The 23166-nt window shown below is 62.6% G+C and carries 18 protein-coding genes; 2 read left to right on the top strand and 16 right to left on the bottom strand.

Translation table 11 applies throughout. From position 1 onward, the window contains the following. Positions 1 to 83: 83 nt before the first annotated feature. Positions 84 to 3539, top strand: a complete 3456-nt coding sequence (mfd, locus tag DyAD56_RS14035) for a transcription-repair coupling factor (protein WP_102303393.1) — start codon at positions 84 to 86, stop codon at positions 3537 to 3539. Positions 3540 to 3668: 129 nt separating this feature from the next. Here the strand turns inward: mfd and DyAD56_RS14030 are convergent, their stop codons facing one another. The 8 genes from DyAD56_RS14030 to DyAD56_RS13995 form a co-directional block, all read right to left on the bottom strand. After that, entirely contained in the window at positions 3669 to 4166 is a 498-nt protein-coding gene (locus tag DyAD56_RS14030) for a DUF3761 domain-containing protein (protein WP_102303392.1), read from the bottom strand. A 254-nt stretch (positions 4167 to 4420) separates the two neighbouring features. After that, positions 4421 to 4816, bottom strand: coding sequence for an RcnB family protein (locus tag DyAD56_RS14025; RefSeq protein WP_233202432.1), 396 nt, complete (start codon positions 4814 to 4816; stop codon positions 4421 to 4423). Between the two features lie 253 nt (positions 4817 to 5069). Beyond that, positions 5070 to 6581, bottom strand: coding sequence for a chemotaxis protein CheW (locus DyAD56_RS14020; protein ID WP_158241350.1), 1512 nt, complete (start codon positions 6579 to 6581; stop codon positions 5070 to 5072). 14 nt (positions 6582 to 6595) lie between these two features. Then, positions 6596 to 7072 carry a chemotaxis protein CheD gene (locus DyAD56_RS14015; protein WP_102303390.1) on the bottom strand — a complete coding sequence of 159 codons (477 nt, stop codon included), beginning with the start codon at positions 7070 to 7072 and terminating at the stop codon, positions 6596 to 6598. Then, on the bottom strand, positions 7065 to 7898 hold the full coding sequence (locus DyAD56_RS14010; RefSeq protein WP_102303389.1) for a protein-glutamate O-methyltransferase CheR: 834 nt from the start codon (positions 7896 to 7898) through the stop codon (positions 7065 to 7067). The genes DyAD56_RS14015 and DyAD56_RS14010 overlap by 8 nt, the downstream gene beginning before the upstream one ends. 10 nt (positions 7899 to 7908) lie before the next feature. After that, positions 7909 to 9606, bottom strand: a complete 1698-nt coding sequence (locus tag DyAD56_RS14005; RefSeq protein WP_233202431.1) for a methyl-accepting chemotaxis protein — start codon at positions 9604 to 9606, stop codon at positions 7909 to 7911. Positions 9607 to 10064: 458 nt separating this feature from the next. Next, positions 10065 to 11339 carry an alpha/beta hydrolase gene (locus tag DyAD56_RS14000; RefSeq protein ID WP_102303388.1) on the bottom strand — a complete coding sequence of 425 codons (1275 nt, stop codon included), beginning with the start codon at positions 11337 to 11339 and terminating at the stop codon, positions 10065 to 10067. Between the two features lie 70 nt (positions 11340 to 11409). Next, positions 11410 to 13053 (bottom strand): serine hydrolase, encoded by a 1644-nt coding sequence (locus DyAD56_RS13995; protein WP_199178977.1) that lies wholly within the window; start codon positions 13051 to 13053, stop codon positions 11410 to 11412. 138 nt (positions 13054 to 13191) lie between these two features. On the opposite strand from DyAD56_RS13995, the gene DyAD56_RS13990 reads away from it, so the two are divergent. Continuing rightward, a complete protein-coding gene (locus DyAD56_RS13990; RefSeq protein ID WP_102303387.1) occupies positions 13192 to 13983 on the top strand; it encodes a phosphatase PAP2 family protein in 792 nt (263 codons plus the stop codon). Here DyAD56_RS13990 and DyAD56_RS13985 read toward each other — a convergent pair. The 8 genes from DyAD56_RS13985 to DyAD56_RS13950 all read right to left on the bottom strand — a co-directional run bounded on the left by DyAD56_RS13985 (position 13969) and on the right by DyAD56_RS13950 (position 23165). After that, a complete protein-coding gene (locus tag DyAD56_RS13985; protein ID WP_158241349.1) occupies positions 13969 to 14154 on the bottom strand; it encodes an Ivy family c-type lysozyme inhibitor in 186 nt (61 codons plus the stop codon). The two genes, DyAD56_RS13990 and DyAD56_RS13985, sit on opposite strands and share 15 nt — an antisense overlap. A 23-nt stretch (positions 14155 to 14177) precedes the next feature. After that, positions 14178 to 16445, bottom strand: a complete 2268-nt coding sequence (locus DyAD56_RS13980; protein WP_102303385.1) for a thiamine pyrophosphate-dependent enzyme — start codon at positions 16443 to 16445, stop codon at positions 14178 to 14180. Between the two features lie 112 nt (positions 16446 to 16557). Further along, positions 16558 to 17052 carry a hypothetical protein gene (locus tag DyAD56_RS13975; RefSeq protein ID WP_199178976.1) on the bottom strand — a complete coding sequence of 165 codons (495 nt, stop codon included), beginning with the start codon at positions 17050 to 17052 and terminating at the stop codon, positions 16558 to 16560. Next, complete coding sequence (locus tag DyAD56_RS13970; RefSeq protein ID WP_102303383.1) at positions 17049 to 17588, bottom strand: GNAT family N-acetyltransferase; 540 nt, start codon at positions 17586 to 17588, stop codon at positions 17049 to 17051. Before DyAD56_RS13970 ends, DyAD56_RS13975 begins: the two co-directional genes overlap by 4 nt. An 86-nt stretch (positions 17589 to 17674) precedes the next feature. Beyond that, positions 17675 to 18844, bottom strand: coding sequence for an acyl-CoA dehydrogenase family protein (locus DyAD56_RS13965; RefSeq protein ID WP_102303382.1), 1170 nt, complete (start codon positions 18842 to 18844; stop codon positions 17675 to 17677). Between the two features lie 152 nt (positions 18845 to 18996). Next, positions 18997 to 20610, bottom strand: a complete 1614-nt coding sequence (locus DyAD56_RS13960; protein ID WP_102303381.1) for an FAD-dependent oxidoreductase — start codon at positions 20608 to 20610, stop codon at positions 18997 to 18999. A gap of 42 nt (positions 20611 to 20652) precedes the next feature. Beyond that, positions 20653 to 21870 (bottom strand): mandelate racemase/muconate lactonizing enzyme family protein, encoded by a 1218-nt coding sequence (locus tag DyAD56_RS13955; RefSeq protein WP_102303380.1) that lies wholly within the window; start codon positions 21868 to 21870, stop codon positions 20653 to 20655. After that, complete coding sequence (locus tag DyAD56_RS13950; protein ID WP_102303379.1) at positions 21867 to 23165, bottom strand: MFS transporter; 1299 nt, start codon at positions 23163 to 23165, stop codon at positions 21867 to 21869. The genes DyAD56_RS13955 and DyAD56_RS13950 overlap by 4 nt, the downstream gene beginning before the upstream one ends. Position 23166: the final 1 nt, after the last annotated feature.

The raw sequence follows: 23166 nt of genomic DNA, 5'->3' as shown, positions 1-23166 counted from the left end.
CCCGGCCTGTCCGGGGCGGTCGCGTTACACTTGCCCGCTTTCCCGGCGCGGCATGAGGCCTCGCCAACGATAGTTGGGTTCGCATGGCTAATACGATTCCCCACCCGCCCCTGCCCACCACCCCCAAGCAGCGTCGCTTCTGGACGTCGCCGCACGGCTCTTCTCGCGCCCTGCTGGTCGCTGAAGCCGCGCGCACGCACCAGGGGCTGTTGGTCGCGGTGACGCGCGATACCCAACGCGCGAGCGCGCTGGAAGACGAGCTGCGTGTGTTCGCGGGCAACCTGCCGGTGCTGCACTTCCCTGACTGGGAAACGTTGCCCTACGACGTATTCAGTCCACACCCGGACATCGTCTCGCAACGCATCGCCACCCTGTACGAGTTGCCGAATGTGCAACGCGGCGTGCTGGTGGTGCCAATCGCCACGCTAATGCAGCGCATCGCTCCACGTAGCCACATCACCGGCGCGGGCTTGGTGGTGAGGAAGAAGCAAAAGCTCGACCTCGCCGCTGAGCAGCGCAGGCTCGAAGCCGCTGGCTATCGCAACGTGCCACAGGTGGGTGAGCCCGGCGACTTCGCCGTGCGCGGCGCGCTGATCGACATCTTCCCGATGGGCGCCGTCCAGCCGTACCGCATTGAGCTGTTCGACGACGAAGTGGAATCCATCCGCAGCTTCGATCCGGAGACGCAACGCTCGCAGCAGCAAGTGGACCATATCGAATTGCTGCCCGCGCGCGAATTTCCGCTCACGGAGAACGCCGCCAAGGATTTCCGCACGCGACTGCGCGAGCGCTTCCCCATCGACGTGCGCCGCTGTCCGCTCTACCAGGACATGAAGGAAGGCGTGACGCCGGGCGGCATCGAGTACTACCTGCCGATGTTCTTCGAGCAGACGGCCACGCTGTTCGACTACCTCGCCGACAACGCCGTATTTCTGCTCGGCGAAGGCGCACTGGAGTCCGCCGACCAGTTCTGGACGCAGACCGGCGAACGCTACGACCAGCGCGCGCACGACATTGAGCGCCCCGTGCTGCCGCCGGCGGAGCTGTACCTTGCTCCGGAACTGCTGCGCGAACAGCTCAACAAGCGCCTGCGCGTGGAAGTGGTGGAAAGCGGCCACGAACATGCCGTGCCCAGCGGCACGCAACCCGCACCGGAACTGCCGCTCAACCGCAAGGGCGAAGAGCCCGGCACGTCGCTGCGCCACTTCCTGTCGAGCTACCCGGGACGGGTGCTGATCACCGCTGACTCGGCAGGCCGCCGCGAAGCCTTGATCGAACAGCTCGCCAGCGCAGGTTTGAAGCCCGAAACCATCGACGGCTGGCAAGCGTTTCTTACCGGCAGCGACAAGCTACGACTTGCCATCACCATCGCAGGGCTGGAACAGGGCTTCGCGCTTAAGGAACCCGCGTTCACCGTGCTTACCGAGCGCGAGCTGTTCGGCGAACGCGTACGTACCGACCGCAAGCGCCGCCGTGGTGCTGCGCGCGATCCAGAAAGCATCATCCGCGACCTCACCGAACTGACCATCGGTGCGCCCATCGTTCACGTCGACCACGGCGTGGGCCGATACCAGGGCCTGGTGTCGATGGAACTGGGCGGCATGGAAGGTGAGTTCCTCACCATCGAGTACGCCAAGGGCGACAAGCTGTACGTGCCCGTGGCACAGCTCGGTCTGGTCAGCCGCTATACCGGCACCGCGCCCGAACTCGCGCCGCTGCATTCGCTGGGTGGCGACGCGTGGGAACGCGCGCGCCGCAAGGCGGCCGAGAAAGTGCGAGACGTCGCCGCCGAACTGCTGGCCATCTACGCACAACGTGAAGCGCGCGGCGGCGAGTCGATGCCGATCGACCGTCAGATGGTGGAGGAATTCGGTGCCACCTTCCCGTTCGAGGAAACGCCGGACCAGGAACAGGCCATCGATTCGGTGCTGAAGGACCTCGCCGCTCCGCGCGCCATGGATCGCGTGATCTGCGGCGACGTGGGCTTCGGCAAGACCGAAGTGGCGCTGCGCGCTGCCTTTGCCGCCGCCACGGCAGGTCGCCAGGTCGCGGTGCTCGTACCGACCACCCTGCTCGCGCAGCAGCACTACCGCAATTTCGCCGACCGCTTCGCCGACTGGCCGGTGCGCGTGGACGTGCTATCGCGCTTCAAGTCGACCAAGGAAGTGAACGAGGCGCTCAAGCGTCTTACCGACGGGCAGATCGACGTGATCGTGGGCACGCACAAGCTGCTCTCGCCCGAAATCAAGTTCAAGAATCTGGGCCTGGTCATCGTCGACGAAGAACAGCGCTTCGGCGTACGCCAGAAGGAGCAGCTGAAAAAGCTGCGCGCCGAGGTGGATCTGCTCACCATGACGGCCACGCCGATTCCGCGCACGCTGAATATGGCGATGAGCGGCCTGCGCGACCTCTCGCTGATCGCTACCCCGCCGGCGCATCGCATGGCGGTGCGCACCTTCATCGCGCAGTGGGAGCCGGCGCTGGTCCGCGAAGCGTTCCAGCGTGAGCTTCAACGTGGCGGTCAGGTGTACTTCCTGCACAACGAGGTAGACACGATCGAGCGTACTGCACGCGAGCTGGAGGAACTGATTCCGGAAGCGCGCATCGGCATCGCCCACGGCCAGATGGCCGAACGCGACCTGGAACGCGTGATGGCGGATTTCCATCGCCAGCGTTTCAACGTGCTGGTGTGCACCACCATCATCGAAACCGGCATCGACATTCCCACCGCCAACACCATCATCATCAACCGCGCTGACCGCTTCGGCCTCGCACAGTTGCACCAGTTGCGTGGCCGCGTCGGCCGTTCGCACCATCGTGCCTACGCCTACCTCGTGGTACCCGATCGCAAGGCCATGACGGCCGACGCGGAGAAGCGGCTGGAAGCCATCGCCTCGCTGGAAGAACTGGGCGCAGGCTTCACACTCGCCACGCACGATTTGGAAATTCGCGGTGCGGGCGAGCTGTTGGGCGATGAGCAGTCCGGTCAGATTCAGGAAATCGGCTTCGGCCTGTACACCGAACTGCTGGAGCGTGCCGTGCGCGCACTGAAGTCCGGCAAGGTGCCCGACTTTGACCTCAGCAGCGAGCATGAGACCGAAGTCGAACTGCACCTGCCAGCACTGATTCCCGACGACTACCTGCCGGACGTCCACACACGCCTGACCTTGTACAAGCGCATCGCCAGTGCTCGCAACGAGGACCACCTGCGTGACCTTCAGGTCGAGATGATCGATCGATTCGGGCTGCTTCCCGATGCAGCCAAGCAGTTGTTCGCGGTGGCGCAATTGAAGTTGATGTCCACACCGTTGGGCATTCGCAAGTTGGACTTCGGCGCCAATGGCGGACGCATCACCTTCCGCGACAAGCCGGAGGTGGATCCGATGGCGATCATTCGCCTGATCCAGAGTCAGCCGCGCGTGTACAAGCTGGATGGGCAGGACAAGCTCAAGGTGAATCTGGAGTTGCCCGGTGCGACCGAGCGTATTCGCGCGGCGCAGGAAGTGCTGGTGCAGTTGGGCGCGCGGCGGCCGGGGTGAGGGCCGCAAGCACGCGGCACGCAAAGCGCCTCAGTTCTGCTCCCTCTCCCCCTCGGGGAGAGGGAGCCATCCCACGCTCCAAAAAAAGGCCCGCAATCGCGGGCCTTTTTTCGACATCTCATTGCACGCTTACTGCGTACAAGCCTTCCCATGATCCGCGTGATACCCCTTGGCCTTCGCATCGGCTTCGCTCATGTATGCGCCCGCCTTGGTCTTGCCGTACCACTTGTCGCCCTGGCAGTGATAAACCTTGCTGCTGTCGTTTACCCACACCAGGCCCGGACCACCACCCGGCGCCGCGTTAGCCGGCGGCTGCGACCCTGCCGACTTGCTGCTAGTTGCCGCGCTCTTGCTGGCGGGGGCCGCTGCCGGAGCAGCCGCTGGTGCTACGGCGGCGGCGGGAGCGGCGGGAGCTGCTGCAGCAGCCGGTGCGGCGGCCGCAGCGGTGTACCACTCCTTGACGCCCTGGTGACCTGAGCAAGCGCCCTTCTTGGTGGCGTGGTCGGTGTAGCTCCCGTCCTTGCACTGACCCGTCGAGCCAGCGGGTGCGGCGGACTGCTGTGCATACACCGCCGGTCCTGCCAGAAGACCTGCGAGCAAAACTGCCATCAGACCATATGACTTCATCTTCGATCCCTCCTGTGCGAATTCGCCTGCCCCATGGGAAACCTATCCCGCGCGACGGAACGTGTCCCCTGTCCGCGTCATCCGCAACCACGGAATCACCGTCGTTGCGTGACGTCCATTAAGCGCTCAAGCGCCTGCGCGAACACTATGCGCCAGACGCGTGACGCCTTATCACGCTGCCTCAATTGGCGTTCATCTGGCGTGATGTCATTTCGCAAATTCATGCGAATTGAGCTGTGTGGCTGTTGTGCCTCTTAGTGATTGATCACCAGATCGGCGATCACACCGGTGGCCACGGCGACCAGCAGGAAATCACCGGTGTCGCTGCGGATCCACACGTGATCCGGCGGCGGCGGCGCAAGGTGGTACGCGTGGTAATCCACGTAGTAGCGACGGTCGTGGTAGTACTCCTCGGGCACGCGTCCACCCCGGTGGTACCAGCCCTCGTGATTGCCGCGGTCGTGCACGATCACGTAGTCGTGATGATCGCGATCCGGCCCGTGGTCACGGTCATGATCGTGGTCATGCCCTTGACCGTGCTGATCCTGATCGTGCTGATCATGGTGGTCGTCGTACTGAAACGGTGCGGCGGCCACGGTCGTGGAAACCATCACGGCGCCAAGCATCAGTGCGAGCAATGTCTTCTTCATGCGAACTCTCCATCGAATGATGTCGTGGACTCGGACGCGCCCCCAGGCGCACTTCTCCACGACGGCGCCATGATGTGATTCGCAACGATGCACGATGAGTGAATCCGATCGCAAAAACAGCGCGCAAGATCGGCGCAAATTCATGCGTTGAGGCATCGTTTTGTTTTGCGCGATCACACACGCCGGAAAGGAAAAGCCATCCCTGGCCACCCCGTTCCGTTATCGCAGGACAGGGCACGTCCATACCGTTCGCTCAATGCATCGTCCGGCCGCTGAGGCGCTCCTTCAGTGGCGAGGCATCCAGCAGAAGCAACGTGCGTTGATCGGGCAATTCGACCACGTCGCGCATGTCGTTGCGCAACGCCGGGTCGATCTGGTTGCGCAGCACGCCAGGCACACCGAGCTTGTCGGCCACATCGATGGTCACGATGTTCTCGATGGCGTCCACCACCAGGCCGAACTTCTCCTCATCGTTCTCCACTACCAGCACCTTGGCGGCGCGCACGTCCGCGTAGCTCTTCATGCCGTAGAGGGACCGCATGTCGATGATGGTGACTAGCTTGCGGCGGAGGTTGAGGATGCCACGCACATAGTCCGGCGCTCCCGGCGGCTGCATCATGTCGCTGGGGAAGTCGATGACTTCGCGCAATTGATCGATGCGCATGCCCATCAACTGCTCGAGTCGGAACGTGACATAAGTTTCACGCACGCCGCTGCGTCGCTTGCCCTGCCCGCGCTCCGCTGTCGATTCCACTGAGTACAGCTCACGGTGGCCCTGGGTGATGTCGGCGACGGTCGCGTCGCTCAACAGCGCCAGTTCGTCAATGAGCAGGATATCCGGCGCAGCCTCGCGGCTAATGCACCCAGTGAAGAGTGGCGGTTGTTCGGCATGGAACGACGGGATGGCCAGTAGTTCCTCGTCGCGGTAGCTGACGATGCTTTCCACGTCATCCACCAGCAGCCCGAAGTCCATGTCCTTCTGGCGCAGCACCACGATGCGCCGCGCGTCCTCGAAGTCACCCGCAACCGCCGTAGGCGACGCCGTGGACGGCAGGCCGAGGAAGCGGGCGAAGTCGACCACCGGCACGGTGTTGCCGCGCAGGTTGAGCATGCCCAGGCATAGCTCACTGGCGAGCACGGACGAGAGCAGCTCTGGCACGCGGATGATTTCGTGGATGGCTCCCATCGGGAGCGCGAGACGGGTGTCGTTGACGCGAAAAGACACACCCTGGCGGCGCTGTCCCTGCGCCGCGCGCAGACGTGCGGGATCGGACGCCTGTGCGTCGCCCCGCGGCATCGGCATGTCGGGCAGCCGATGCAAGGCATCCACGCTGAGGATCTGCAGGATGCGCTGGCCGCCGTCTAGCTTGAGCGCGCCGCCGATCATCGATGGCGCGCCATCGATGCCGCTGAACATCACCTTCTGTTCGGCCGGCACGCGCAGGATCTCGCCGGTGGCGTCGAACAACAGCCCCACGCGTCCCTGGCGAAACTCGACGATGGCGATCTTGGCGCCTTCGCGCGGTCCCCGTTCCGGGAGTTCCAGCACCTCGCCAAGATGGACGATGGGAATCAACCGACCGCGGAGATTGAACAGGCCAAGCAGATACGACGGCGCCAACGGCACCTGCGTGACGACGGACGGATAGTTCACTACTTCCTGCACGGCCGCCACAGGAAGCACCAGCTCGGTGTCTCCCAGGTGGAACGAACCGAACATCTCAGCGGCATCCTGCCGGACGAGCGAAGCGATCGATGATTCCATGGCCATGCTCCGGTTTACGTTGTGCGGCCAAATGTCCTGACCGCAAATTGGTGTTGCGCGCAATCGATCACGAGCTGGCGACCGCTGTCGCCACCCACGTCAACATGCACGACCTTTATCCTGGTCTCTGCCAGCAGCCGTTGCGCCATGCGCACGTTCTGCTCGCCGATAAGGCCATGCCGAGGCATGACCGCGTGTTGCACCATGCACGCGCCGCCAGCGACCACGGCCTCCACTTCGTCCTGCTCTCTGCGTTCCAACTCCATCATCGTCAGCAGCGAGGGCATGGCACCGGTAACGTATTTGGCACCCTGTCCCGGTTCGCCTTGCGGCGACTCCGGCAACAGGCAATGGGCCATGCCGTAGACGCCACGGCGGCGCCATAGCAGGCCGATGCCCACGCACGAACCTAGGATGGCGCGCAGCACGTCGGTGCCGCGGCCGATCCGCACTTCGCACATACGCACCTGGATGTCCTGCCCGTCAGGCATGCGCGCGCTCCTGGCGGCGATAGACCAGTGGCTGTTCAAAATCGAAACCCACGTTGAGCCGAGTCAGCGATTCGGATTCGCCAATGATCAGCACGCCGCCGGGCGCCATGGCGCGATGCGCGTTCTCCAGCACATGGCGTTGCCCTTCCTCGTCGAAATAGATGAGGACATTGCGCAGCATGGTGATGTCGAAACGGGCGGCACCATCCAGGCGCTTGTGCAGATGGTGTTCACGAAACACCACATGCGCTCGCAAGGAGGGTGACGCCAGATAACCGTCGCCGCTTGGCTGGAAGTATCTGTTAAACAATTCCGGCTTCGCGCGCTTCAGCCCTTCGATGCTCTTGCCTTGGTAATGCCCGGCCTTGCCAGTCACCAACACGTGGCTCGCGATGTCGGTGGCAAGGATCTGATACTTGAACGCGGGGTGATGCTCGCGGAACTCCTCGCAGAGCATGGCCATGGAGTACGCCTCTTCACCGGTGGAGGCGGCCGCGGACCAAAGCTGCAAGGTGGCCCCGCGATGCACCCGGAACCACTCCGGCAGCAAATGCTGCTGGAAGTGTTCCCAGATGCGTGGCGTACGGAAGAACGACGTCTCGTTGGTGGTCACCAGGTTGATGAAGGCGCCCACCTCTTCCGGCTGCGCCTCCAGTACCGCCAGGTAATCACGGTAGCGGCAGAGTTCCAGTGCCTGCAGGCGGCGCCGTAGACGCCCCTGCAGCAGGGTCCATTTCCTGTCCGCCATATGGATACCGGTATGGCGTTGCACTTTGTCCAACAGGGCACGCTGGGTGCCTGCGTCAATCTCGTTCTCGATGTCCACGACCGACTCCTCAGACGACGAAACGCTGCACCATCCGGTTCAGTTCCTCCGCACCCTGCGTGAGCGAGGTGGTGGAGCGCGCGATGGTGTCGCACGACGCTGCCGATTTCTCGGTCTCCTCGGCGACCTGCTGGATGGCCGTGCTCACTTCGCGCGCAGCGACCAACTGTTCGTCCGCACCGCAGGAGATTTCGGAGATGGCCTGTGTGGTGCGCCCCACTCCCGCGACGATCTTCTCGAACGCTTCGCCGGCCTGCTTGGAGATTTCACTGCCCTGCGCCACCCGCTTCACCGATTCATTGATGAGCTTGGAGATTTCCTTGGTGGCCTGCGAGGAACGCTCTGCCAGCTTGCGCACTTCGTCTGCTACCACGGAGAAACCCAGACCGTGTTCGCCGGCACGCGCTGCCTCGATGGCGGCATTGAACGCCAGCAGATTGGTCTGGCTAGCGATCTCACCGATCACCTTGATGATCTCGCTGATGTCTTCGGACGACTTGTTGATCAACTCCATCGCTTCGATGGAACGGGTGATCGCCTTGGCGCCTCGCTCAGCCTCTTGGTGCGTGTCCTTGGCAAGCTGGTCGGCGCTGCGCGAATTGGTGGCGATGGAATTGATCGAGGCAGTGAGCTCCTCAATCGATGCATTCATCTCCTCCACGGTGGCACCGAGTAGTTGCGCACCGCTTGCCACGGTGCTGGCACGGCCGGAGATGTCCTGTGAGCTGCCGGAGAAGCTACCCGCCGAGTCGACTACCTTGCCGATCACGCTGCGCAAGTCGCTCATCATCTGCTGGATGCCATCGGCGAGCTGGTCGATGGGTTCGCTGCCTTCCACGCGCACTTCACCCGTCAGGTCGCCTTCCGCTGCCTTGCGCACGGTCTTGAGCAACGCCTCGACCTTGCGCTGATCATCGGCGGCGCGCAGCTTCACGCTCTCTTCCAGCTCCACTTGTGCGGTGACGTCGGTGGCGAACTTCACCACCTTGGACAGGCGGCCGTTGCCGTCGTAGATCGGGTTATAGGTGGCCTGGATCCAGATCACGCGACCGCCCTTGCCCAGGCGCTTGTAGCGCCCCGCATCGAACTCGCCGCGATTGAGCTTGGCCCAGAAGTCCGCATAAGCCGAACTGGCCGTGTAGCTTTCTTCGCAGAACATGCGGTGATGGCGACCCTGGATTTCGTCCAGCTCGTACCCCAACGCATTGAGGAAGTTGTCGTTGGCGGCCAGCACGTGGCCGCTCAGATCGAATTCGATCATGGCCTGCGCCTTATTGATGGCGTTGACCTTGCCTTCGTACTCGGCCTTTTCCTGACGGCTGGCGGTGACGTCGGTGGCGAACTTCACCACCTTGTACGGCTTGCCGCTCTCGTCGAAGACTGGGTTGTACGAGGCATTGATCCACACCTCGCGCCCGTCGCCACCGATGCGTTTGTACTCGCCGCGATCAACGATGCCCTTGCCGAGGTTCTCCCAGAACTTCTTGTACGCAGCGCTGGCGGCGTAAGCGGGTTCGCAGAAGATGCGGTGATGCTGGCCGCGGATATCTTCCAACGTGTAGCCGAGCGCGTTGAGAAAATTGTCGTTGGCGTGGAGGATCTTCCCTTTCAGGTCGAACTCGATCACCGCCTGGACCTTGTTGAGCGCTTCGTTGACTGCACGCAACTCATGCGGCTCAAGCTGCATATCCGGTGTCTCTTTACCCATGGCCCCTCTCCATCGTTGGTAAAAACGCAGACCGAGAAATCGGTGCGGGAGAGGACCGGATGCGTTGTACCAACGACGCCAAGGCCTGCCACCACGTGCCCGGCATCCCGCGCGGGCACGGTAAGCAACCTCTATGTCCTCCCCCTGCGTTGAGGGATATCGGCGTGAGGGGGAGCTGCCTTTAGGGGCAAATTTCCGCGAAAAATCCTTGGCTTCTGTGAGTTTCGTGAGAAATCGGCATGGATCGATTCAGCGGGTAGGCGCGGCCTGCCATTTGAATCGAGATAGTGTGACAGGCATCGCAAAATGGGAGCGCTCGCTCTTTGCGCATCTGTCGAACGGCCGATGGCTTACGGCGGAGCCTGTTAACGCTATTGGCGTAGCCCGCGTTACGCGTCTGGCGGCTAAAAAGCCCCCAGCGCGGGCCACGCCAAAGCGTTACCAAGCCATCACCCATGTCACGGGATACGTTCGCCCGTGCCGTACGGCGGCTTGTCGCTCTGGCGGATCCAGTCCGCCAGCAAGCGGAAATAGCCGTCCGTGATGCGCGTGACATGATGGGTGCCGTCGGTGTCCTGGGTGAACTCGTACATACCGTGGTCGGTGTGCGGGTACACGTAAAGGTCGATCGGCTTGCCTTCGCGCTTCAGCCCCGTCAGGCGCTCGCGGGTGAGGGCTTCAGGCGCGTCCCGGTCCTCGCCGGCAAGCACCCATAGCTGGGGAATATCCAGGGCCCGGATTGCCGCGACGGCGTCGTAATGCCAGTCGATGTTGAGATTGTCGTAGCGCGGCGCACCGGTACGACGCAGGTCCGCTTCGTCTTCTGCCAGCAGCTCGCCGGTGTATTCGCCTTCGATAGTGTGCAACCAGGGCTCGCTGGCGAACTTGCGCTTCACGGCGGCGAGCTGCTCATAGCCGGCCGTGAAGTGCGAGGCCATGACGGCACCGGTGGCGTCGGTGACTTCGCGCACACGGGCGATGGCGGCCGCGTCGTAGCCCTTTTCCTGCATCTCTACCACGGCCTGCTGCTGGTCTTCTTCCAGCGGCGTCATCACCAGGCCAAAACCCACCTCGACAAAATCGGCGTGCGCAAGGGCCGCCGCGCGCGGCGCTACCCATCCACCCTGACTGCCGCCGAAAAAGCCCGCGCGCGAATAGCGACCCGCGGCGAGCTTGCGCGCCTCTTGCAACGCCGCTGCGGCGTCGTCGGCGAGCAGTTCGAAGCTCTGCGTGTAATCACCGCCAGAGCCGCCGGTGCCACGCTTGTCGTACGCGAACACAGCCAGGCCCTGCGCCGCGAACATATAAGGGTAGTAACCGCCGATGGCCGGTGTCTTCTCGGAGCCATGCACGAACACTACTAACGGCTGCTTGCCTTTCGACTGTGCGGGCTCGATCAGCATGCCGGCGAGCTCGGTGCCGTGGCTCTTGAAACGCGTAGGTGTCTCGCGCAGCGTCCATGCGGGCTGCGTGGCGTAGTGCCCATCATCCTGGCGCACGCTCACCGCACCCTGCTCGCAACGCACGGGCGCATTGGGCGCATTGACGTTGCCGCGCCGACCATCGAGAAAGGTGTAACGCTCTGGCGCTTGCGCGCCATCCCCTGTTGGGTTGGAGATCACCACGGGTGGCTTGCCGGTTTCCCCATACACGCCGTAACGACAAGATGGCGATGCGGCCAAACTGGCGCCGGCGAATGACAGGCACAGCAAACCTGCAACAACGTGCTTCATGGGGGTACCGCTCCGTGGTGGGGACGCCGCCACTATAGGCAGCGCCCCTATGCAGCGCCCCTGCTGTTGGTCAGGGCTTGCCTTCCTTGACCGGAGCGAGACGAAGATCCTGGAAGTCGAAGCTGAAGTCAGTCAACGGCGACACGGGCTCCATGCGCACCTCACGCACCTTGCCGTCAGCATCGAGGGAGTAACTGACGAAGGCGTCTGCATTGAGTGCGCGATCATCCCAGCGCACGATGAAAGTGTCGTGCTGCCACGGCGTCATGGTGCCTACCAGCTGCGCGGTCTTGGAGAACGTCATGCGCAGCTTGCCGCCCTGCTGGCTCACCACGATGTCGCCATACCAGGGATCGCGGAAGGTACCGGCATAACCCGGCAGCGAGAGCGACGGCTTGCCACCCTTGTCGCGCGCGGCCTCATGCATCTTCCAGCTGTCGTCGGCGTTGCCTTCGGACTTCTTCACCGCGGCAGCGTACGCAGCCACCCAGTCGGTCTTGTCCTTGCCCAGATAAGCATCGAGCACGCGATAGGTGACAGCGTTGAATGCGGCACCCGATTCCTGGTTGGTCAGCACCACCACACCGAGGTTGAGCTCAGGCACCAGCGTCACGCGTGACACCATGCCCGGCCAACCACCGGTGTGCCACACCAGTCGCTGGCCCTGGTAATCGGAAAGGAACCAGCCCTCGCCGTAGCCCGCAAAATTGGGACGAATGGCCTTGAGCTCCGGCACCGGCGGCTCTGAAATCTTCATCGGCGTGAGCATCGACCACATCTGCTTCTGGCTGTTCGTGGAGAACAGCGGCTTGCCGTCGGGCAGCGTGCCACCGGCAAGCTGCACGTTCATCCATTTGGCCATGTCATGCACGCTGGCATAGATGCCGCCCGCGCCAGAGTTGTTCGACCAGGCCATCGGCGGCACGGGCTTCAACTCGGTGAAGTTGAACTTGGCGTGGCCCATGGCCACGTCCATGCCGGGCTTGAGCTGCGACATGTCGATCAGTGATTCGTCCATGCCCACCGGGGCGAAGATGCGATGGGTGATGAAGTCCGTATAGCTCTGCCCCGACACTTGCTCGATCACCAGCGTGGCGACCGCGAACAGGATGTTGTCGTAGGCATAGGCACTACGGAAACTGGTGGCGAGCGGCACATTGCGCAGGCGTTGCACCACGTCCTTGGTGGAGTACGAGGTCGGTGGCCAATACAGCAGATCGCCCGCACCAAGACCCAGCCCGCTGCGATGCGCCAGCAGATCGCGAATGCGCATTTCGCGCGTCACGTACGGATCGGACATCTGGAACCACGGCAGATGATCGATCACGCGATCATCCATGTTTAGCTTGCCTTCCTCGGCCAGCATCTGCAGCGCAGCGGCGGTGAACGCCTTGGTATTGGAGGCAATGGCGAACCGCGTGCGTGCGTCCACCGCTTCCGGCTTGCCCAGTTCGCGCAGGCCGTAGCCTTGTTCCAGCACGACATGCCCGTCCTTGACGATGGCCACGGCGATGCCCGGCACGTCGAACTGCTTGCGCACGCTGTCCACGTAGGCGGAGAAGTCCTGCAACTGCCCCGGCAACGCGGGCTGTGCCTGACTGGTTGCGGCCGCAGGCGTCACCGGTGCCGGCGTCGTCTGCGCCCATACCGGCGCGGTCAGGAACAGCAGCGCGCAACAACCCGCCACGCGTGGGGAAAGGGTTCGCAGAAACATTCGGCAACTCCACAACGGCAAAGACCACCACTATCGAGGCAAAGCGATTCCTGATCCAGCACTGAAAGTCACGCCGCGTAGCATCTCGACGCCGTGCGCCTCAGCACGGATCATGCAACGTTGCATTGAGGAGTTTGCATGAACGACTTGGCCGAATGGATCGCCACCCACGCCCTGCCCGTCTGGGCGGCCCTGTTGATAGCCGCCCTTTTGGTGGGCGACGTGGCATGGCAATGGAATCGCCAGCATGGCGAACGAACCGCGGCGGTCGGTGGTCGGCCTGTCGCTGTCCGCGGCGTCACCGCCTTGTTCCTGCTGGTGTCGATGGGCCTGTTGTTCGCGGCTATCGCTGTGGCGCTGAAGGAGGAAGCCACGCGCTGGCTGCCCTCCTTCGACCAGTCGTTGGCCGAAGACCTGCACAGCAGCATGCAGCCCGGTGTGTTGAGAGCGGTGGCTGCCGTGTCCCATCTAGGCGATCTGGGTTCGGTGGCAGCCGCGACGGCAGTGATCCTCGCTGTCCTGCTGCTGCGCAGGCATCTGCGACTGGCGACCTGCTGGGCCATCGCCATGGTGGGTATCGTGCCGATCAACAGCGGCCTGAAGGCGCTGTTCCAGCGTCCGCGTCCGCTGGACAATCACGGCTTCATGGTCGAACACGGCTGGAGCTTTCCCAGCGGTCACGCATTCGGCGCCATCGTGTTCTACGGCATGCTGGCCTACGTGCTGCTCCGCCTGCTGCCCCATCGCTGGCACCGCTGGGTGATTGCGGGTGCCGTTGCGATGGTGGGCGTGATCGGCCTGAGCCGGATCGTGCTACAGGTCCACTACTTCAGCGACGTCATGGCCGGTTATGTAAGCGGCATGGCATGGCTGGCGGTGTGCCTTGGCGGTGCTGAGTGGTGGCGGCTGCGTACCTCAACGCAACCGTAGGAGCACCATATTGGCCGGATCGTTGCTGTCCGCATTGTTCGCCGCGCAGGGCTTGCGCCGCGCGAACAAGCCGGACATGGCGCGTGTGCTTTCGTCGTAGAGAATCAGGATGCGTTCGGGCGGACAGTCATGCGGCTTGCAAGCGGCGGCCAGCAAAAGGCGACGTCGCACGAGCGACGCCGCCATACCATCGGTCAGGCCAGCTTACGAGCCGCAGCCACCACATCGGCGTCGCCCGGCAACACCAGCAAGGCCGCGCCGGCAAGTGGCGTGTAGGTATCCTCACCCACCACGCGTTCCAGCGGCGTGGCGCCAGAGCCGCCTTCCACGATGGCGGTAATGATGCCCTCGCCCACGCCTGCGCTGCGACGACCTTCGTCCAGCACGATGATGCGTTTGGCCGACTTTGCCTGCGCTGCGATAAAGCCATTGTTGAGGGGCGCGAGCCAGCGTAGATCCACCACACGCACCTTCCAGCCGAGTTCGGCTTCGATGGTGCGTGCCGCACGTAGCGACATCGTCACGCCGTTGCCGAAGGTGAATACCACAAGATCGTTGGCCGCTTCGTTGTAAATGCGGCCTTCGCCCAGCGGCATGGCCTCGCCCGGCGCGGGGTAGGCAAACTGCCACTGACCATCGCCGGCGTCATACAAATCCTTAGTCATGTACAGCGCAATGGGTTCGAGGTAGGCGCACACACGCCCATCGACCTTGGCCAACGCCGTCATCGTGCGCAACATGGTCGCTGCGTCGTCGCCGCGACTCGGGCAACCCACAACGAGCCCGGGGATATCACGCAGTGCAGCGATGGAATTGTCGTTGTGGAAGTGGCCGCCGAAACCCTTCTGGTAACCCAGACTGGCCACGCGCATCACCATCGGGTTGCGATACTGGTCGTTGGAGAAGAACTGCAACGACGCCGCTTCACCGCGGATCTGGTCGCAGGCGTTATGGAAGTACGCCAGGTACTGAATCTCGGGCAGCGGCAGCATGCCCATGTTGGCGTAGCCCTGTGCCAGACCCAGGATGATGGTCTCGTCCAGCAGCGTGTTGAATACGCGGCTGCCCTTGAAGGCTTTCTGCAAGCCCTTGGTGACGGTGTAAACGCCACCCTTCTGCGCCACGTCCTCGCCGAACAGCAGCGACTCGGGATACTTGGCCATGATGTCGTGCAACGCCTGACCGATCTGGATGGCCAGATGACGCGGCGGCTGTTTTTCCGGCAGCTTCTCTTCGCTGCCGAAGGCGGCGACACGGCGCTCCTGGTAATCGATGCGCTCGGCTTCGGCCTTCACCGCGTCGGGCGTGTACGGCGCCAGCGGCTTCATCACTTGCTCAAGTGTGCTCAGGCGCGGACGGCGGTCTGCATCTTCGGCGGCCTCGAAGCAACGCTTGCGGGTCGCTTCGTTCAGCGCGAGCAGCGATTCCTTCGTGTACAGGCCGGATGACAGCGCGATCTCTGCCGAACGCAGCAACGGGTCGGTCGCTTCGACGGCAAACAGTTCTTCCACACTGCGCCATTCGATCTCGAAATCGGTGCCGGCGTGGCCCATCACGCGCGTGGTGCGCAGATGCAGGAAGGTCGGGCGGCGCGTGGTGCGGCAGTGCTCCACCGCCTGCTGCACCTGTGCATAGCCGCCGGCGAGATCCAGGCCATCGGCATAGAAATAGTCGAGATCAGCACGATGACGGAAATTGTTTGCCACCCAGCCGCTCGGCGTCTTCACCGAAATACCGATGCCGTTGTCCTCGCACACGTAAAGCACCGGCGCGGGCAGCTTCTGGTAAGCCGTCCAGCCCGCGGCGTTGAATGCGGTCTGCGCGGTAGCGTGATTGGACGACGCGTCACCGAACGAGCAGATGGCGATACTGTCCTCAGGGATCGGCAGCGTGTGGCCGATACGGCGCGCCTGTTCGATAGCAACGGCCGTGCCCAGTGCCTTCGGCAAATGCGAGGCGATAGTGGACGTCTGCGGCAACACCCAGAGCGGCTTGCTGCCCCACACTTTGTGGCGACCACCGGAGGCGGGATCATCCATGCTGGCGGCAAACGACAGCGCCGAATCCATCACCGGATCCATGCCGGGTAGTTTGCGGAAGCGCTCGGCCATGAAGCCGCCGGAACGGTAATGCAGGAAGGCCGGGTCGGTATGGCGCGTGAGGCGCGCAACCATGGCGTTGCCTTCATGGCCGCTGGAGCCGATGGTGTAGAACACCTTGTTCTGCACGCGCAGCACGCGCGCCATCAGGTCCAGGTGACGGCTGATCAACTGCGACTCCAGCAGTTCGCAGAAGCCCCGCGCGTTGAGTTCGCTGCCCGGCAGCACCGGCGCGTCATCACCACCGGGCCGATGTACTTCGCCCTGCCAGAGCTGCACGAACTCGGTGAAGTTCTGGTCGACGATCTCGGCGCGATTGAAACCCTTGTGGCGTCCCGTGAGGGAGTACGGAATGGCGGTCATGATGTCTCGTCAACAAGCAGCCGCGAGGCGGCAATCAGGGGATTATTGGGTTGCTGGCAACACACGCGCCAGTACGGTGCGTTGTGCGATTCAGGCAGGCGTGCATTTCGCTTCAATCCACTATCCGAAGCGGCGAGGAGGAAAGCTTGCGCAAGAGTGTCGCCCGCTGGAGATCCTTGTCGCGCCCGAAGCTTTCAAGGATACGAATCTGGTCATCGACCGACGGCACCGGCACGGCGAGCCCGTTCAGGCCCACCAGTGTCAAGCGTCCGGCCTTGACCGGATGCCAACCGTCACCCTGGTTGAGCTCCAGCCCGCCCATCACCTCGACGGGCATACCTGGAAAACGGAAGCGGGCGAAATGCGAGCGGAAACGTTCGGCGCCCGCCGGCTCATAAACGTGCTCGCGGCGGTCAGCCCATAGCGCCATCAAGGCATCGGCGTCTGCGTGCGATACCAGTAGATCCACGTCCGCCACGGCGACGTCAGCGCCGGCCAGCAACGCGGCAGCACTACCGATCACGCACCAGGGTTCCGCGCAGTGCACATGCAACTCCGGCACGATCTCGGCCAGGGTGGCGTACAGGGCGGGCGTGACGTGACTCACGTGCGCCGCTTCCACTCGTCGCGGGTTTGTCCCCAGATCTCGATGGGGACGTCCTGGAAGGGTTCCGGCAGACGACCAGGGCCCCGCAAGCGCGAGCCAAGTTTCGCCGCCAGGGCCTGCGACGGTGCGTTAGCCGGATCGATGTTGTGGATAACATCGTCCCAACCAAGATGGTCGAAGGCCCAATCCATACAGGCGGCGGCGCCTTCCAACGCATAGCCCTTGCCCCATGCAGGCCGCGCAAGGCCCCAGCCGACTTCGCGGCCCGGCCAGCCTTCGGGAAACCACGGCCCCATGCGGCCAACCCACTGCCCCGTGTCTTTCTCGATCACCGAGAACATACCGAAGCCCTGAATGGCCCACGAGCCGACCATGGTAAGGAAACCACGCCATGCGACCGCGCGCGGCTGTTGCCCGCCAATGAAGCGGGCGGATTCGGCATCGGCCATGTTGGCGGCCCAGCCATCGAAGTCCTCGGCCTGCGGCGGGCGCAGGATGAGGCGGTCAGTCTCGATATGGATGTCTTGCCAGCTCATTGGAATCTCGGCGGAAGCATCTAACCTCCCTCACCGTCATCCCGGCCTGCGCCGGGATGACGAGCATGAAAGTCTTCGCGTACTTCTCAGAACGCGTTGATACCCGTCAGCTCACGGCCCACCACCAACTGATGCACCGTCTCGGTGCCTTCATAGGTGATGACCGATTCCAGGTTCAGCGCGTGGCGGATGGCGACGTGCTCGGTGGTGATGCCTGCGCCGCCGAGGATGTCGCGGCACTCGCGCGCGATGTCGATGGCCATGCGGCAGTTGTTCCACTTCGCCAGCGACACCTGCGTCGGCTGCATGCTGCCGGCGTCCTTCAAGCGGCCGAGCTGCAACGAGAGCAGCTGTGCCATGGTGATGCGACGGGCCATCTCGGCCATCTTGATCTGAATGGCTTGGTTGGAAGCCAGCGGGCGACCGAACAGGATGCGCTCCTGCGTGTAGTTGAGCACCTCCTGCAGGCAGGCCTGCGCAGCGCCGATCGGGCCCCAGGTAATGCCGTAACGGGCCTGCGTGAGGCAACCCAGCGGACCCTTCAAACCCTTGACGTTCGGCAGGCGGTTGGCTTCTGGCACGCGCACATTGTCGAAGAACAGCGCCGACGTCACCGACGCGCGCAGGCTCATCTTTTTATGCACTTCCTGCGCGGTGAAGCCCTTGATATCGGTCGGCACGATGAAGCCCTGGATGCCGTCCTCCGTCTGTGCCCACACAATGGCGATGTTCGCGACGTTACCGTTGGTGATCCACATCTTGGCGCCGTTGATGACCCAGTCGCCGCCGTCTTTCTTGGCGTGGGTCTTCATGTTGGCCGGGTCGGAACCGCCATGCGGTTCGGTGAGGCCAAAGCAACCGATGATCTCGCCCGCCGCCATCTTCGGCAGGTACTGCATTTTCTGCTCTTCCGTGCCGTAGGCGTAGATCGGATACATGCACAGCGAGCTCTGCACGGAAGCAAAGCTACGCAAGCCCGAATCGCCACGCTCCAGCTCCTGGCAGATCAGCCCGTAGCTGACACCGTTCATACCGGCGCAGCCGTACTTCTCGGGAAGCGTGGCACCCAGCAGGCCCAGGCTGGCGATCTCCGGAATCAGTTCATTGGGAAAACGGCCCTGGTCGAAGCAATCCCCGATGATCGGCAGCACGCGCTCGTCGACGAAGCGGCCGACGGCGTCCTGCACCATGCGCTCTTCGTCGGTCAGGAGGGAACGAACGTCGTAGAGATCCAGCGGGTTCAAACGGGATGCCATAGAAATTCCGGAGACGACCTAAGGGAGTCAGCCATTCTAGCTATGCCTCCCGCTCCGGTCACGTCGCTGGGCAACATCCACAAACCATTGTCGCAAAAGGGATTGCTATCCCTTTCCCGGTTTTTAGCGCCCGCTTTCGGCTACATCCCGACTCAGCCAGAATCGCGAAGGATCAGCGACGCCCCCCTCTCAGCCACCATCATTGTGGCGGCATTGATATTGCCGGACGTGATATTCGGGAAGATCGACGCGTCAACCACGCGCAAGCCATCAATACCGTGCACTTTCAAATGCTTGTCCACCACTGACGTGGCCGGGTCCGCGCCCATCGCACATGAGCCGCACAGGTGGTAGATGGAGCCGCTGTTCTCGCGAAAGTACGCGAGCATCTCGGCATCGTTCTGCACCTGCGGACCCGGCAAGGTTTCTTTCACCGTGATCGAGCGCAGCGCCTCGGTCTGCATGATGCGACGGATCAACCGACTGCCCTGGATCACCTCGCCAATGTCCTTGTCGGTGCTCAGGTAGTTGGGATCGATGCGTGGCGCATCTTCTGCATGGCGCGAAGCAATCCGCACGGAGCCACGGCTCGTGGGGCGACACGGATTGAAGCAGAGAAGAAAACCCGAATACGGCTCAGGCACGATGGTGGCCTTGCTGCTCTTGGGTATCTGGTACGACAGTGGATTGAAATACAACTGCAGGTTAGGTGTGCTCTCTGCGCCGTCACCACGGAAAAAACCGCCCGACTGGTTCACGCTCATCGCCAGGGGCCCCTTGTGGCCGAAGAGGTACTGAAGGCCTGCCTTGATCTGCCCTACCTTCGAGCGCAGCTCATCATTGAGCGTCGGCACGTTCGCCATGTAGTAGTAGCTGGCGCACAGATGATCCTGTAGCCGCTCGCCCACGGCCGGCAGATGTTGCACGAGGGGAATGTCCAAAGCCTGCAAGCGCGTAACATCGCCGATGCCAGACAACTGCAGGATCTGTGGCGAGCCAACCGCACCCGCGCATAGGATCACTTCGCGACTCGCCCGAAAGTCCAGCACCATGCCCCGCTGCCTGACACGCACACCAGTGACTTTTCGCTCACCGTTGAAAAGAAGGTGTTGCACTGACGCATCCGTCTCCACGCGAACGTTGTTGCGCTTCATCGCGGGATGAAGACAAGCAGCGCCGCTGGAACTACGCACGCCATGACGCGTATTGAGGTCGTAGATGCCGGCACCTTCCATCTGCGGACCGTTGAAATCGTCGCTGCGCGGAAAGCCCAGTTCATCGCAGCCATCGAGGAACGTATCGCAGATCGGATGCGTCTTGCCACGCATGGAGCTGATGTGGATCGGGCCATCGCTGCCGTGATACGCAGTATCGCCCAACGGATGGGTTTCCAGCTTGCGGAAATACGGCAACACATCCTGCCAGGACCAGCCGTCGTTGCCGTTCGCCGCCCAATCATCGAAATCGTGCGCCTGGCCGCGCACATAGATCATCGCGTTGATGGCGCCCGAGCCACCCAGCACCTTGCCGCGAGGCGCGTAGAGTTTGCGGTTACCGAGTGCGGGCTGCGGCTCGGAGTAGAACATCCAGTTATAGGTCGGGTTGTAGTACAGCTTGACGAAGCCGCCCGGCATCTTGATCCAGGGCGAGTTGTCCTTGCCGCCGGCCTCGAGCACAAGCACGGAATGACGACCCGATTCGCTCAGGCGATCGGCAAGAATGCAACCGGCAGAGCCGGCGCCAACAATGATGTAGTCGTAGGTCATGAGCAACGAATGAGTGGTTTCAACGAAGGCGAACGTGCGGTATCAGCCCCGCGCTGGGGCGTTTTCCTTGACGTCAACGGGATCGGCGGCCATCTGCAGGTGCAGGCGCTCACCGGTGTACGGCGAATGGCGACGCACGACGTCCATATTCAGCTCGATGCCGAGGCCCGGCTCCGACGACGGAATGATGTAGCCGTCCTCCCACTGCAAAGGCTTCTTGAGAATCTCCGCGTGGAAGCCGTCCCATGTGCCGATGCTTTCCTGGATCAGGAAATTGGGCGTACACGCGGCAAGCTGGAAGCTTGCCGCCGCACCGACCGGACCGTTGTAGAGATGAGGCGCAATCTGCACATAGAAAGCCTCGGCCATGCTCGCGATTTTCTTGCCCTCGAGCAGGCCGCCGCAGCGACCGACGTTCGGCTGCAGAATGGATGCACCACCCGCCTGTAGCAACTTGAAGAATTCATATTTGGTGGTGAGCCGCTCGCCAGCCGCAATGGGAATGGAAGTGCCGCGGGCGACTTGTGCCATGGCTTCTTCCTGCCCTGGTGGCACCGGCTCCTCGAACCAGAGCGGGTCGTATTTCTCAATGCGTTTGGCGAGACGGATGGCAGATGACGGAACCATCTGCCCGTGCGTGCCGAAGAGCAGATCGCAGCGATCGCCGACGGCATCGCGGATCTTGCGGCAGAACGTCTCGCACCTCGCCAATACTTCCAGCGAAAGCTGATGACCCGAGAACGCGGAGTACGGGCCCGCAGGATCGAACTTAACTGCGGTAAAACCCTGTTCCATCGCGCGCACGGCATATTCGGCCGCAAGGTCCGGATCGCTGTAGTCGTACTCGCCCTCACTGTTGACGGGATAGAGATAGGTGTACGAACGAAGACGTTCGTGGACCTTGCCCCCCAGCAGTTCGTAGACAGGTTTGTTCGCGGCCTTGCCGATGATGTCCCAGCAGGCCATTTCCAGGCCGCTGACGACGCCCATCATGGTGAGGTCGGGACGCTGGGTGAAACCGCTGGAATACGCGCGCCGGAAAAAACGTTCGATGTGGTGGGGGTCCTGATCCAGCAGATAGCGCGAGAACACGTCCTCGATCACAGGCACCATGGCTTTCGGATGAAAGGTGGCCGCGTAGATCTCACCGACGCCTTCAATGCCATCATCGGTCTTCAGGCTTACGAACAACCAGTACATGCCGCCGATGTGCGGCGGCGGCACGGCAACGACATGCGTCTGCAGGGAGACGATCTTCATGCGCAGTTCCTTCTGTCGATACGCTTCTTCAAGGCCACCGCGGCCAACACGCCCATCGAGCCGATGGCGAACACGTAGCCGAAGTACAGGCGATAACCCAGCATTCCTGGGAAAGTCTCGGTCAGCCATCCGTTGATGAGCGGTAGCAGCACGTCAGGCGAATAGCCCACGACGGAAATGATGCCGATGGCCAGCCCCGTGATGCGGCTGGGAATGGCGCATTGATCGAGGATGGCCCAGTACAACGCGCGAATGGTGTAGGTCACCAATCCAATGAGAACGGCCAGGATTACGACAAGCAGCGTGACATGCAGTGCGGGAAGAAAGATCAGCCCGAGCATGCCTACGGAAGCCAGTGCTAGCGCGTACGTCAGCACACGCAGATTGCTGAAGCGATCGCCCAGCCAACCACCGCCGATACCGCCGATGGGTCGCATCCACAGTTTGATCGTGGTGACCACGCCCGCCATCGTCGCGGACAGACCGAGCCCGTCCTGCGTCAGATAGGCGGAAAAACTGTAGGTTGCCCAGAAGAAGTGATAGCCACAAAACACGATGGCCGTGACCAGCCACAGTTCCGGCATGCGGGTCAGCTGCTTCAGGTCTTTCAGCAAGTTGGCGTCCGCCGGCTTCTCGTCCTTTGTCGCGGACGACTCAGGGCGCGGCGGATCGCGCAACAAGCACATGACGATGCCAAGCACCAGACAGGTAATGGCGTAGAGCAGAATGACGTGCTCAAAACCTTCACTTGTCGATTCGCCACCGCTGGTCGTCGCACGCGCGAACATCCAGATCGCGATAGTGGCCAGCAGGGCCTCCACCAGGCCCCGGCCACCATCGAGCACGCCGAAGAATCGCCCCTGCTCTTTCTCGCCAGCCAGCCAGCCAACCCGCTTGAGCAGCGCCGCCCAGAATGTCAGGCCGGTCGTGATGCCAAAGCCCGAGAAGATGATGAGCAACACGTGGAAATTTGGCAGCGTGGCATACCAAAGCGCCAGCAATCCGGTACCTAGGAGCGACACGCTGATCAGCAGGCGGGGCGATACGCGATCCGCCAGCCAGCCGCTAGGCAGGTAGCTGACCATGAATGCCACGCCCAGTATCGAATACAGATAGCCCAGCTGCGTGTTGTCGATGCCCAGAGCCAGCATCATGCTGTTCTGGTACACCTGACGCAGATACAGCACCGGATAAATGGCGCCCGCGGCGAGTACCAGCACCACAAGCTGGGCGTAACGCTGGACGTTTTTATTGGAACCTTCGCGGGTTGCCTTTGCGTTGATGGGCATGTCCATG

Origin of the sequence: Dyella sp. AD56 (assembly GCF_002878475.1) — a bacterium.
Taxonomy (GTDB): domain Bacteria; phylum Pseudomonadota; class Gammaproteobacteria; order Xanthomonadales; family Rhodanobacteraceae; genus Dyella.
The sequence above is the reverse complement of the archived record's forward strand: the minus strand, read 5'-3'. Positions and strand labels throughout refer to the sequence as shown.

Coding starts and splice junctions, on each gene's coding strand:
- mfd (WP_102303393.1), top strand. CDS start 84: ATGGCTAATACGATTCCCCACCCGCCCCTGCCCACCACCCCCAAGCAG.
- DyAD56_RS14030 (WP_102303392.1), bottom strand. CDS start 4,166: ATGAAGTCATATGGTCTGATGGCAGTTTTGCTCGCAGGTCTTCTGGCA.
- DyAD56_RS14025 (WP_233202432.1), bottom strand. CDS start 4,816: ATGAAGAAGACATTGCTCGCACTGATGCTTGGCGCCGTGATGGTTTCC.
- DyAD56_RS14020 (WP_158241350.1), bottom strand. CDS start 6,581: ATGGAATCATCGATCGCTTCGCTCGTCCGGCAGGATGCCGCTGAGATG.
- DyAD56_RS14015 (WP_102303390.1), bottom strand. CDS start 7,072: ATGCCTGACGGGCAGGACATCCAGGTGCGTATGTGCGAAGTGCGGATC.
- DyAD56_RS14005 (WP_233202431.1), bottom strand. CDS start 9,606: ATGGGTAAAGAGACACCGGATATGCAGCTTGAGCCGCATGAGTTGCGT.
- DyAD56_RS14000 (WP_102303388.1), bottom strand. CDS start 11,339: ATGAAGCACGTTGTTGCAGGTTTGCTGTGCCTGTCATTCGCCGGCGCC.
- DyAD56_RS13995 (WP_199178977.1), bottom strand. CDS start 13,053: ATGTTTCTGCGAACCCTTTCCCCACGCGTGGCGGGTTGTTGCGCGCTG.
- DyAD56_RS13990 (WP_102303387.1), top strand. CDS start 13,192: ATGAACGACTTGGCCGAATGGATCGCCACCCACGCCCTGCCCGTCTGG.
- DyAD56_RS13980 (WP_102303385.1), bottom strand. CDS start 16,445: ATGACCGCCATTCCGTACTCCCTCACGGGACGCCACAAGGGTTTCAAT.
- DyAD56_RS13970 (WP_102303383.1), bottom strand. CDS start 17,588: ATGAGCTGGCAAGACATCCATATCGAGACTGACCGCCTCATCCTGCGC.
- DyAD56_RS13965 (WP_102303382.1), bottom strand. CDS start 18,844: ATGGCATCCCGTTTGAACCCGCTGGATCTCTACGACGTTCGTTCCCTC.
- DyAD56_RS13960 (WP_102303381.1), bottom strand. CDS start 20,610: ATGACCTACGACTACATCATTGTTGGCGCCGGCTCTGCCGGTTGCATT.
- DyAD56_RS13955 (WP_102303380.1), bottom strand. CDS start 21,870: ATGAAGATCGTCTCCCTGCAGACGCATGTCGTTGCCGTGCCGCCGCCG.
- DyAD56_RS13950 (WP_102303379.1), bottom strand. CDS start 23,165: ATGGACATGCCCATCAACGCAAAGGCAACCCGCGAAGGTTCCAATAAA.